This window comes from Promicromonospora sp. NPDC050880, from assembly GCF_044456525.1.
Lineage (GTDB): Bacteria > Actinomycetota > Actinomycetes > Actinomycetales > Cellulomonadaceae > Promicromonospora.
The window spans coordinates 25,881-37,779 of record NZ_JBITFV010000014.1; the positions used below are offsets into that span (position 1 = coordinate 25,881).

General features: G+C 72.8%; 11 protein-coding genes. All 11 read left to right on the forward strand.

Features of this window, described 5'->3' with window-relative positions; genetic code table 11:
- Nucleotides 1–118: 118 nt before the first annotated feature.
- The 11 genes from ACIBBF_RS19740 to deoC all read left to right on the forward strand — a co-directional run bounded on the left by ACIBBF_RS19740 (nt 119) and on the right by deoC (nt 11,882).
- Entirely contained in the window at nt 119–1,348 is a 1,230-nt protein-coding gene (locus ACIBBF_RS19740; protein ID WP_397416899.1) for an amidohydrolase, read from the forward strand.
- A gap of 164 nt (nt 1,349–1,512) precedes the next feature.
- The gene (locus tag ACIBBF_RS19745) at nt 1,513–2,595 is read left to right on the forward strand and encodes a BMP family protein (protein WP_397416658.1); all 1,083 of its coding nucleotides are present in this window, start codon (nt 1,513–1,515) and stop codon (nt 2,593–2,595) included.
- 135 nt (nt 2,596–2,730) lie between these two features.
- Nucleotides 2,731–4,254, forward strand: a complete 1,524-nt coding sequence (locus ACIBBF_RS19750) for an ABC transporter ATP-binding protein (RefSeq protein ID WP_397416660.1) — start codon at nt 2,731–2,733, stop codon at nt 4,252–4,254.
- 40 nt (nt 4,255–4,294) lie between these two features.
- Nucleotides 4,295–5,641, forward strand: coding sequence for an ABC transporter permease (locus tag ACIBBF_RS19755; protein ID WP_397416662.1), 1,347 nt, complete (start codon nt 4,295–4,297; stop codon nt 5,639–5,641).
- Entirely contained in the window at nt 5,638–6,936 is a 1,299-nt protein-coding gene (locus ACIBBF_RS19760) for an ABC transporter permease (protein WP_397416664.1), read from the forward strand. The genes ACIBBF_RS19755 and ACIBBF_RS19760 overlap by 4 nt, the downstream gene beginning before the upstream one ends.
- An 11-nt stretch (nt 6,937–6,947) precedes the next feature.
- Nucleotides 6,948–7,361, forward strand: a complete 414-nt coding sequence (locus ACIBBF_RS19765; RefSeq protein WP_397416666.1) for a cytidine deaminase — start codon at nt 6,948–6,950, stop codon at nt 7,359–7,361.
- On the forward strand, nt 7,358–8,743 hold the full coding sequence (locus tag ACIBBF_RS19770) for a thymidine phosphorylase (protein ID WP_397416668.1): 1,386 nt from the start codon (nt 7,358–7,360) through the stop codon (nt 8,741–8,743). The genes ACIBBF_RS19765 and ACIBBF_RS19770 overlap by 4 nt, the downstream gene beginning before the upstream one ends.
- Before the next feature lie 84 nt (nt 8,744–8,827).
- Entirely contained in the window at nt 8,828–9,742 is a 915-nt protein-coding gene (locus ACIBBF_RS19775; protein WP_397416670.1) for a hypothetical protein, read from the forward strand.
- Between the two features lie 13 nt (nt 9,743–9,755).
- The gene (locus ACIBBF_RS19780) at nt 9,756–9,962 is read left to right on the forward strand and encodes a hypothetical protein (RefSeq protein WP_397416672.1); all 207 of its coding nucleotides are present in this window, start codon (nt 9,756–9,758) and stop codon (nt 9,960–9,962) included.
- A 46-nt stretch (nt 9,963–10,008) separates the two neighbouring features.
- Nucleotides 10,009–11,160, forward strand: a complete 1,152-nt coding sequence (locus tag ACIBBF_RS19785) for an adenosine deaminase (protein WP_397416674.1) — start codon at nt 10,009–10,011, stop codon at nt 11,158–11,160.
- Nucleotides 11,157–11,882 (forward strand): deoxyribose-phosphate aldolase, encoded by a 726-nt coding sequence (gene deoC / locus ACIBBF_RS19790; protein ID WP_397416676.1) that lies wholly within the window; start codon nt 11,157–11,159, stop codon nt 11,880–11,882. Before ACIBBF_RS19785 ends, deoC begins: the two co-directional genes overlap by 4 nt.
- The last annotated feature ends 17 nt before the right edge of the window (nt 11,883–11,899 follow it).

Here is an 11,899-nt window from a genome sequence, read left to right on the forward strand (position 1 = left end):
GGGACGTATGCGCCCTGGCCGTGTCTCGCGGGGCGGACAGCGCTACCTTGAGATGGTGAACCCGACCCAGCCGCCCGTCAGTCTCGCCGATTTCGATCTGATCGTTTCGAACGACGAGATGCCGGTCGGCGACGTGCCCGGGGGCAACACGACGGACGTCGTCGCCGAGCTGGCCGCCCGGGTGGGCGAGCTGGCCGAGGGCCTGGACGCGGAGCTCGTCGCGTTCCGCCGCGACGTCCACGCGCACCCTGAGCTGTCCCGCAAGGAGACCCGCACCACGCAGGCCGTCGCCGACCGTCTGCGGGCCGCCGGCCTGGAGCCCCGCCTGCTGCCCATCGGCTCGGGCCTGGTCTGCGACATCGGCCCCGACCGCGGCCCCGACGGCGAGGGCCGGGTGGGTCTGCGCGCCGACCTGGACGCCCTCCCGCTGCAGGACACCAGCGGCGTCGAGTTCGCCTCGACGGTGCCGGGCGTCGCCCACGCCTGCGGCCACGACGTGCACACCACCGTGGTGCTGGGCGCGGGCCTCGTGCTCGCCCGGCTGCACGCCGAGGGGCGGCTGCGCCGCGGCGTCCGCCTCTTCTTCCAGCCCGCCGAGGAGGTCTTCCCCGGCGGCGCGGAGGACATCATCAACCGCACCTCCGAGCTCGACGGCGTCGACCGGATGGCCGCGCTGCACTGCGACCCGAAGTTCGACGTCGGGCACGTGGGCACGCGCATCGGGCCCATCACCTCGGCCAGCGACTCCGTCATCGTGACCATCACGTCGGCCGGCGGGCACACCTCGCGCCCGCACCTGACCGGCGACGTCGTGTTCGCGCTCGGCCAGGTCATCACCCAGACCCCGGCGGTGCTGGGCCGGCGCCTCGACCCGCGCTCGGGCGTGAACCTCACCTGGGGCGCCGTGCAGGCGGGCTCGACGCCGAACGCGATCCCCTCGACGGGCGTGGTCAAGGGCACGCTGCGCTGCCTCGACGTGCGCGCCTGGGAGAAGGCCGGCGAGCTGGTGCGCGAGGCCGTGGAGCAGGTCGTGGCCCCCTACCAGGTGGGCGTCTCGGTGACCGTCACGCACGGCGTGCCGCCGGTCGAGAACCAGACCGAGGCCACCTGCGACCTGGAGGACGCGGTGCGCGACGCCGTCGGCCCCGACGCCGTGCAGCTCACCGAACAGTCCATGGGCGGCGAGGACTTCGCGTGGTACCTGCGCAAGGTCCCGGGCACCATGGCGCGGCTCGGCGTGCGCACCCCCGGCGGCCGCACGTACGACCTGCACCAGGGCGACCTCGTGGTCGACGAGCGGGCGATCGGTGTGGGCGTGCGGGCGCTGGCGCAGTTCGCCGCGCGCTGACCGCGCCGACGCGGGGATGTTCCTGTCGGTGACGCTTCGGTAACGACTTACTCCGGTTACCGTCTCGAAACGCGAAACGCGAGATGCGCTGGCTACCCTCGATGCGGTATAGGGCCTCAGACCTGTCTGTACCATGGCCCGTCTGGATCATCGAAGGAGCACCAGTGAAGAAGGCTGTTCGGCTTACCGCGCTTGCGGGAGCAGCGGCGCTCGCGCTCGCGGCATGCGGCGAGGCCCCCACCGAGAGCACCGGCGACGGGTCTGCCGCCGCCAGTGACTTCAAGCCGTGCATCGTGTCGGACGCCGGCGGCTTCGACGACAAGAGCTTCAACCAGCTCAGCTTCGAGGGGGCGACGGCGGCTGCCGAGGAGCTCGGCACCGAGCTCGTCGACGTGCAGTCGACGTCCGAGAGCGAGTACAAGGGCAACGTCGAGTCGCTCGTCGGCGAGGGCTGCAACGCCATCGTGACCGTCGGTTTCGCGCTGTCCGCGGCCACCGTCGAGTCGGCGACGGCCAACCCCGACATCGACTACATCCTGGTCGACGACGCCGCGGACGCGGACTTCGACGGCACCGCCGACGCCGAGAACATCAAGCCGCTGCTGTACGACACGGCGCAGGCCGCGTTCCTCGCGGGCTACCTGGCCGCGGGCTACTCGGAGGCCGGCAAGGTCGGCACCTTCGGCGGCATGGACTTCCCGACCGTGACCATCTTCATGGACGGCTTCAAGCAGGGCGTCGACTACTACAACGAGACCAAGGGCGAGAACGTCGAGCTCGTCGGCTGGGACGGCAAGAAGGGCTCGTTCACGGGCGGCTTCGCGGCCGACCCGGCGGCGAAGCAGACCGCGCAGAACGTCCTCGACCAGGGCGTCGACGTGATCCTGCCGGTCGGTGGCCCGATCTACCAGTCCGCGATGGACGCCATCGCCGACTCGGGCGAGGACGTCGCCCTCATCGGCGTGGACGCCGACTTCTACGAGTCGGACCCGACCACCCAGGACGTCGTGCTCACCTCGATCCTCAAGGGGATGGACGTCTCGACCAAGGAGGCCGTCCTGGCCTCGGGCAACGACGAGTTCGACCCGACCCCGTACGTGGGCACCCTCGAGAACGGCGGCGTGGACATCGCGCCGCTGCACAACTTCGAGGACAAGGTCGACCCGGCCCTGTGGGAAGAGGTCCAGACCCTCAAGGAGTCCATCATCGCGGGCGACGTCGAGGTGGAGTCCTACCTCGCGAAGTGATCGCCGGGTGAGGGCCCGTCAGGGCCCGTCGGTCGAATGACCGAGACTTGACGCAAGATGGTCCCGGGGGGCACGGCGCGCGCCGTGTGCCCCGGGACCTGTCATGAGCAGGACCCCATTTCGGGAAGGATTCCAATGCGGCTCGAGCTGCGCGGCATCACCAAGCGCTTCGGCGCGCTCGTCGCGAACGACCACATCGACCTGGTCGTGCAGCCAGGCGAGATCCACTCGCTCCTCGGCGAGAACGGGGCTGGCAAGTCCACCCTGATGAACGTGCTCTACGGCCTCTACCAGGCCGACGAGGGCGAGATCCTCCTGGACGACGTGGTCCAGGACTTCGCCGGGCCTGGCGACGCCATGGGCGCGGGCATCGGCATGGTGCACCAGCACTTCATGCTCGTGCCCGTCTTCACGGTCGCCGAGAACGTCATGCTCGGCCACGAGCAGACCCGCGGTGGCGGGCGGCTCGACCTCGAGGCGGCCCGCGCGCAGGTGCGCGAGATCTCCGCCCGGTTCGGGTTCCACGTCGACCCCGACGCCGTGGTCGAGGACCTGCCGGTGGGCGTCCAGCAGCGCGTGGAGATCATCAAGGCGCTGTCGCGGAACGCGGACGTGCTCGTCTTTGACGAGCCGACCGCGGTGCTCACGCCGCAGGAGACCGACGAGCTGATGGCGATCATGCGCCAGCTCCGCGACGAGGGCGCGGCCATCGTGTTCATCACCCACAAGCTGCGCGAGGTGCGTGCCGTGGCGGACCGCATCACGGTGATCCGCCACGGCAAGGTGGTGGGCGAGGCCTCACCGACGGCGTCGGACGCCGAGCTCGCCTCGCTCATGGTGGGCCGTTCCGTCGAGCTGACCGTCCAGAAGGGCGCGCCGGTGCTGCGTGACAACGGCCTGCAGGTCAGCAACCTGGTGGTCACCAGTCCGTCGGGCGCCGTCGTGGTGGACGACGTGAGCTTCGAGATCCGGGGCGGCGAGGTGCTCGTCGTGGCCGGAGTGCAAGGCAACGGCCAGACCGAGCTCACGGAGGCCCTCATCGGCCTGGAGGGCGACGTGTCGGGCAGCATCCGGCTCGACGGCAAGGAGCTCGTCGGCCGCACGGTGCGCCGCATCCTCGACGAGGGTGTGGGCTTCGTGCCCGAGGACCGCACGCTCGACGGGCTCATCGGCGAGTTCACCATCGCCGAGAACCTCATGCTCGACCGCTCCGACGGCCCGCCGTTCGTCAAGGGCGGCGCGCTGCAGCTCGGCTACCGCGACCGGTTCGCGCAGGAGAAGGTGGCCGAGTTCGACGTGCGCACCCAGGGCATCACCACGCCCGTCGGGCGCCTGTCGGGCGGTAACCAGCAGAAGGTCGTCCTGGCCCGCGAGCTGTCGCGCGACCTGCGGCTGTTCGTCGCCGCGCAGCCGACGCGCGGCGTCGACGTTGGCTCCATCGAGTTCATCCACAAGCGGATCGTGGAGACCCGCGACGCGGGCGTGCCGGTGATGGTCGTCTCCACCGAGCTGGACGAGGCCGTGGCGCTGGCCGACCGGATCATGGTCATGTACCGCGGCAAGGTCGTCGGGATCGTGCCCGCGGACACCCCCCGCGACGTGCTCGGACTCATGATGGCGGGGATCTCGCCGCAGGAAGCCCAGGGAGAGGTCGCGTGAGCCGGACGAGCAGCGCAGGTTCGCGCGGAGAGGAGACGGCGTGAGCACGCCCGAGTCGGGGACGAACCCCGAGCAGGAGCCGGGCCTCGAGCCCGGCGAGGCGGAGGAGCTGGAGCAGGAGCGCGCACGCGTGTCCGGCGCGCCGGCCGCCGAGCCAGGTCCCGACACGGCCGGCCGCATGGCCACGGCGTTGCAGCAGGCGATGACGAGCTCCTGGACCGTGTCCGTGGGCGCCGTGGTGCTCGCGGTCCTGGTCGGTTCGGTCATGATCGTGTTCACGAACGACGCCGTGAAGGAGGCGTCGAGCTACTTCTTCGCCCGGCCGAGCGACACCTTCGTCGCGGTCGGGCAGGCCGTCGGCGGTGCCTACGCGGCGCTGTTCCGCGGCTCGGTCGTGAACCTCCAGGCGACGGACTTCGTCACGGCGATCCGTCCGCTGACGGAGACGCTCAGCTATGCGACGCCGCTCATCGCGGCCGGTCTCGGCGTGGCGCTCGCGTTCCGCGCGGGCCTGTTCAACATCGGCGGTCAGGGGCAGATGCTCGTGGCCGCGGCGGCGGCCGGCTGGGTCGGCTTCGGCGTGAGCGGCGTGCCGTTCCCGCTGCACCTGCTGCTCGCGCTCGTCGCGGGGATCGCCGCGGGTGCGCTGTGGGCCGGGATCGCCGGCTTCCTCAAGGCCCGGACCGGCGCCCACGAGGTGATCGTCACGATCATGCTCAACTACGTCGCGTTCTACCTGATCTCGTACTTCCTGGCGACGCCCGGCCTGCTCCAGGCGCCCGGGTCGTCCAACCCGAAGACCCCGCCGACGCCCGAGTCGGCGCAGCTGCCCACCCTGCTGGGCGACCGGTTCAACCTGACGTGGGGCTTCGTGCTCGCGCTGCTCGCCGTCGTCGGCGTGTGGTGGCTGCTCAACCGCTCGTCGACCGGGTTCGGGTTCCGCGCGGTCGGGGAGAACCCGCGTGCCGCCCGCGTGGCCGGCATCGACACCAGCCGGGCCACGGTGAACTCGATGCTCGTCGCCGGTGGCCTCGTGGGCCTGGCCGGAGCCTCGCAGGTGCTGGGCGCGGTCACCACGGGCTTCAGCTCGGACATCGACGCCGGCATCGGCTTCGACGCGATCACGGTCGCCCTGCTCGGCGGCTCCAGCCCGTGGGGCGTGCTCGCCGCCGGCATCCTGTTCGGTGCCTTCAAGGCGGGCGGCACCACCATGCAGGCCGCCGAGGGGGTGCCCAGCGACATCGTGCTCGTGGTGCAGTCCCTCATCGTGCTGTTCATCGCGGCACCGCCACTGGTCCGCGCCATCTTCCGGCTGCCGGACCCGGCCCGCCGTCGGGCGGCGCGGAAGCCGCGGGCGAACCGGAACCGGAAGGAGGCGGCCGCGTGAGCGCCGACCACAAGACCACCCAGCTGGACGCGCCGCTCTCGGAGACGACGCGGACGGTCACGCTCGTGTCGTGGAAGACGGCGGGCGTGCTGCTCACCGTGACCGTCCTGTACGCGCTGCTGCTCGTGGCGGTGCCGCACTCGGGCGACACCCGGTTCCTGCTGTCCCAGCGCAGCGACTTCTTCCAGATCCCGGTGATCGTCGTGCCCGCCGCCACGGTGGCCTGGGTGTGCGGTGCGGTCATGCTCGTGGTGACCGCCCTGGCCTTCGTGCTGACGGCACGGGGGCGCCGGACGTCGGTCTGGCTGGTCGTCGTCTTCTCCCTCGCGGGCCTGCTCGGCTTTCTGGCCTGGGCCGGTGCCGGCAGCCCCCGCGACCTGTCGGTCGTCGGCCTGCTCGGCGGTGCCGTGCTCTGGTCCGTGCCGTTCGTGTACGGCGCGCTGGGCGGCGTCATCGGCGAACGCGCGGGCGTGGTCAACATCGCCATCGAGGCGCAGCTCCTCGGCGCGGCGTTCACCGCGGCGATCGTCTCGTCGATCACCAACAGCGCCCTGATCGGCCTGGCGGCCGCCGTCCTGGCCGGGGCGCTCGTGTCGCTGGTGCTGGGCCTGTTCGCGATCACGTACCACGTGAACCAGGTGATCGTCGGTGTGGTGCTCAACGTGCTCGTCGTGGGGCTCACGAGCTTCCTGTACTCGCAGGTGCTCGTCCCGGGCGCCGAGACGCTCAACTCCACCACGCGGTTCTCGCCGGTGGCGATCCCGGTCCTGTCGGACATCCCGGTGCTCGGTCCGGTCCTGTTCCGGCAGCCGCTGCTCATCTACCTGATGTTCCTCGCCGTCCCCGCCGTCTGGTACGCGCTCAACCGCACCCGCTGGGGCCTGCGCCTGCGCGCGGTGGGCGAGCACCCCAAGGCCGCCGACACCGTCGGCATCGACGTGGTGCGCACCCGGTACAACGCGGTGCTCGTCGCGGGCGCCGTGGCGGGTCTCGGCGGCGCGTTCTACACCACCGTCCAGCTCAGCCAGTTCGGCGAGAACATGACCGGCGGCGCCGGGTACATCGCCCTGGCCGCCGTGATCTTCGGCAAGTGGGACCCGGTGCGTGCGGCGTTCGCCGGTCTGCTGTTCGGCTTCGCGTCCAACCTGCAGAACGTGCTGTCCGTCGTGGGCTCGCCCGTGCCCAGCCAGTTCATGCTCATGGTGCCGTACGTCGTCACCCTGCTCGCCGTGGCGGGCCTGGTCGGTCGCTCGCGGCCGCCGGCCGCGTCGGGCGAACCGTACGTCAAGGGCTGAGGATAGGGTCCGTGTCAGATTCTGTGGACTGGGCGGGCCTGCGCGCCGCCGCCCGTGAGGCCGTCGGCAAGGCGTACGCCCCGTACTCCGACTTCCGGGTCGGGGCGGCGGCCTACGCCGCCGACGGGCGCCTGCTGACCGGCGCGAACATCGAGAACGCGGCGTACGGGGTCACCCTGTGCGCCGAGTGCTCGCTGGTCAGCGCCCTGGTGATGTCGGGGGGCGGGCGGCTGGCCTCGTTCACCTGCGTCAACGCGCTCGGCGAGACGATCATGCCGTGCGGCCGGTGCCGTCAGCTCCTGTGGGAGCACGGCGGGCCGGAGCTGCTGGTGGACACCCCGCGCGGCGTGCTGCCGATGACCGAAGTACTGCCCCAGGCCTTCGGGCCGGGCGACCTGGACCACGTGCGGGAGGCAACCTCATGACCGAGCCGTTCGACGCCGTCGACATCATCCGGACCAAGCGCGACAACGCCGAGTCGCTGACCGACGCGCAGATCGACTGGCTCGTCGACGCCTACACACGCGGTGTGGTGGCCGACGAGCAGATGTCCGCCATGACCATGGCGATCCTCCTGAACGGCATGTCGCGGCCGGAGATCTCGCGGTGGACCCACGCGATGATCGAGTCGGGCGAGCGCATGTCGTTCTCCGGCCTGTCCCGGCCGACCGCGGACAAGCACTCCACCGGCGGCGTGGGCGACAAGATCACGCTGCCGCTCGCACCTCTGGTGGCGACGTTCGACGTGGCCGTGCCGCAGCTCTCCGGCCGCGGCCTGGGCCACACGGGCGGCACGCTCGACAAGCTGGAGTCGATCCCCGGCTGGCGCGCCGACCTGACGAACGAGGAGATGATGGCGCAGCTCGAGTCCGTGGGCGCCGTGATCTGCGCCGCCGGCGCGGGCCTGGCCCCGGCCGACAAGAAGCTCTACGCCCTGCGCGACGTGACCGGCACCGTCGAGGCGATCCCGCTCATCGCGAGCTCGATCATGTCCAAGAAGATCGCCGAGGGCACGGGCGCCCTGGTGCTCGACGTCAAGGTGGGCTCGGGCGCCTTCATGAAGGACCTGGACAGCGCGCGCGAGCTCGCCCGCACCATGGTCGACCTCGGGACCGACGCCGGCGTGCGCACCGTCGCCCTCGTCACGGACATGTCCGTGCCCCTGGGCCTGACGGCGGGCAACGCCCTGGAGGTCCGTGAGTCGCTGGAGGTGCTGGCCGGCGGCGGGCCGGCCGACGTCGTGGACCTGACCGTCGCGCTGGCCGTCGAGATGCTCGACGCCGCGGGCCGCCCCACCTCCGAGGCCGACGTGCGCGAGGCCCTGGCCGACGGCCGGGCCATGGACCGCTGGCGCGCCATGATCGCTGCCCAGGGCGGCGACGTCGACGCGCCGCTGCCCGTCGCCAAGGAGACCGAGACGCTCGTGGCGCCGCGGTCCGGCGTGCTGACCTCCCTGGACGCGTACGCCGTGGGCGTGGCCGTCCGGCGCCTGGGCGCCGGGCGGGCGCGCAAGGAGGACGCGGTGCAGGCCGCCGCCGGCATCGAGATCCACGTCAAGCCGGGCGAGCGCGTGGCCGAGGGCCAGCCGGTCCTGACCATGCACACCGACACCCCCGAGCGGTTCGAGCGGGCGCGCGAGGCGCTCGCGGGAGGCTGGGACGTGCAGCACGAGAGCGCGGAGACGGTGCTGGAGGGCATCTTCGCCGGGGCCGCAGGCATGCTGGCGAGCATGGACGGCGGCGCGGGCGCCCTCGCCGGTGCCGGGCTGGTGCACGACCGGCCGGTGGTCCTGGACCGGATCGTCTGACCTGCGTGTTCGCGGTGCTGGGTCACCCGCGCCGCTCAGCGTGGCGCACCGGCGAGTCGGCCCGGCCCGGCATAGCCTGACGAGGTGCCGTCGACATTGCGCCTTTCGTCCCTGCTCGGTGCCGCGCGCGCGTTCGCTGGTCCGGTGCCCGCCCCGCCGCCCCGCGGTCGCTTCGAGCGGCCCGCGGTGCCCGACGACGTCGAGCGTCGCCTGGAGCTCGTGACCACCCGCGCGCGGCGCTCCGTGCTGGACCCGCTGGCGCGCGAGCGGGGCACGGGGACGGTCGGGTTCCCGCGGCGGCTGAACCTGCCGTCGCTCGACGGTGCGACGGCGGCCGCCGTGCAGGTGGACGAGACCACCTGCGGCGCCGCGGTGCTGGCCATGCTGGGGCTGGCCGGTGACCCGCGCGCGGCCCTGCGGCTCGCGAGCGACGACGACCCCGCTGCCCGGTTCGCGCGGCTCCAGCACGCCGTGCACGCCGCGACCAACAAGCGTGGGCTGGTGGTGGCGGGCTGGCCGCGCACGTACGGCACGCCCCCCTGGGGCGCCGCGCGGTTCGCCAGCTACGGCGGTGTGCGGTACACGCACCGGGTGGCCGGGCCGCGGGCCCTGGTGGAGGCTGCGGTCGCCGCCGCCCGCGCCGGGATCCCGGTGCCGCTGTACACGGGCGGCGACGTCACCGGCGGCTGGGAGTCGGCCGTGCCACGGCACGTGGTGCTGCTCACCCTGGCGGACGGCGAGGGCGCCGAGGGCAGCGCGGTCCTGTACGAGCCGTCCGGCGCCGGGCTGCACACGGTACCGGTGTCGGCGCTCCTGGACCCGCCGCCGGCGACGTCCTCCGCGGTGTCGCCGTCCACCGCGGACCGCACGGCGGCGCGCGTGCGCAAGGCCCTGACCGCCGCGTTCGGCGGCTGGCCGCACGTCGCCTGGGTGCTGCTGCCCGAACGTCCGGGCCGGTGGCGGGCGGGCGCCGCCCGGGTGACGATGGAAGCCGACTGACGAGGAGGCCCCCATGAGCACGCTCCCCGGCCCCGACTCCTGGCGTGACGCAGGCCTGGACCCGCCCGCGGACGCCGAGGTCGACAGCACGCACGAACCCGACGAGTACGTCCCGGACGCCCCACGCCCGGACAACGACGGCGACGCCGACGAGGCGGACGTGGTGGAGCAGGCGCTCGACGCCTCGGCCGACGAGGACGAGGCGGCCGGACCGGACTGAGCCCGACCGGGTCCGACGTGTCGGTGGCGGACGGTAGGTTGTCAGCATGACCACGCAAGACCCCGGGGCGCGCCCCGGCGAGGCGCTGATCCGCGCCCTGCCCAAGGTGGTGCTCCACGACCACCTCGACGGCGGCCTGCGCCCGCAGACCGTCCTCGAGCTCGCCGACGCCGCGGGGCACCCCCTGCCCGCCTCCGACGCGGACTCGCTCGCCGCCTGGTTCCGGGACGCCGCCGACTCCGGCTCGCTCGTCCGGTACCTCGAGACCTTCACGCACACGATCGCCGTCATGCAGACCGCGGACAACCTGGCGCGCGTCGCCCGGGAGGCCGTGCTCGACCTGGCGGCGGACGGCGTCGTCTACGCCGAGCAGCGCTGGGCGCCCGAGCAGCACCTGGCGGGCGGCCTGTCGCTGGACGAGGCGGTCGAGGCCGTGCAGGCCGGCATCGACGACGGCATCGCGGCCGCCGCGGCCGACGGGCACCTCATCCGGGTGGGCCAGCTCGTGGGCGCGATGCGGCAGGCGGACCGCTGGCAGGAGGTGGCCGACCTCGCTGTGGCGCACCGGGACCGCGGCGTCGTGGGCTTCGACATCGCGGGGCCGGAGGACGGGTTCCTGCCGTCGCGCCACCTCGCGGTCTGGCGCTTCCTGGCCGAGCACGACGTCCCGGTGACCATCCACGCGGGCGAGGCCGCCGGCCTGGACTCCATCGGGCAGGCCGTGCACCTCGGTCAGGCCGACCGGCTCGGCCACGGGGCCCGGATCATCGACGACATCGCCTTCGTGGTCGACGGCGACCCGGCCGAGGCCGGTCTCTCGGGCGACGGCCACGGTGGCGCGGCCGACCTGGGGCGCCTCGCGCACTGGGTCCGCGACCACCAGATCCCGCTCGAGCTGTGCCCGGTGTCGAACCTGCAGACCGGCGCGGCGGAGTCGATCGCGAAGCACCCGATCACACGGCTCAAGGAGCTGGACTTCGCCGTCACGCTCAACACGGACAACCGCCTGATGTCCCGCACGTCGATGACGCACGAGATGAAGCTCCTCGTCGACGAGGCGGGCTGGACGCTCGACGACCTCGTGGACGTGACCGTCACGGCCGCCTGGGGTGCCTTCATGCACCACGACGAGCGGCGCGACCTCGTGGAGCAGGTCATCCTGCCCGGATTCCAGAAAGTCGAAGGTGCCCTCGTATGACCGCTGACCTGCCCCGCGACAAGGCGGCCCTGGCCGCGTACGTGGACCACACGCTGCTCAAGCCGGAGGCCACCGCCGCCGACGTCGCCACCCTCGTGGAGGAGGGCGCGCGGCTCGGGGTGTTCTCGGTGTGCGTCTCGCCGTCGTTCGTCTCGCTGGCCGTCGAGGTCGCCGCCGGGCGGCTCGCCGTCGCGACGGTGTGCGGCTTCCCGTCGGGCAAGCACATGACCGACGTCAAGGCGTTCGAGGCGGCCCGCTCCGTCGCGGACGACGCCGACGAGGTGGACATGGTGATCGACGTCGGCACCGCGCGGTCCGGCCGGTTCGACGTGGTGCAGGCCGACATCGCGGCCGTCCGGGCGGCCGTCCCGGCCGACCGGGTGCTCAAGGTGATCATCGAGTCGGCGGCGCTGGACGACGAGCAGATCGTCGGCGCGTGCAAGGCCGCGGAGGCGGCGGGCGCCGACTTCGTGAAGACCTCCACGGGCTTCCACCCCGCGGGCGGCGCCTCGGTGCACGCCGTGTCGCTCATGGCGCAGACGGTGGGCGCGGCCGGTGGTGGCCGGCTCGGCGTGAAGGCCTCCGGCGGCATCCGCGACCTGGACACGGCGCTCGCGATGATCGAGGCGGGCGCCACCCGCCTGGGCCTGTCCGGCACGGCATCGGTCCTGGCGGGCTTCGACGCGTCCGGGGCCGCCCCCGCCCCGTCCGACACCTACTGAGCCCCGGTGTCGAGTGC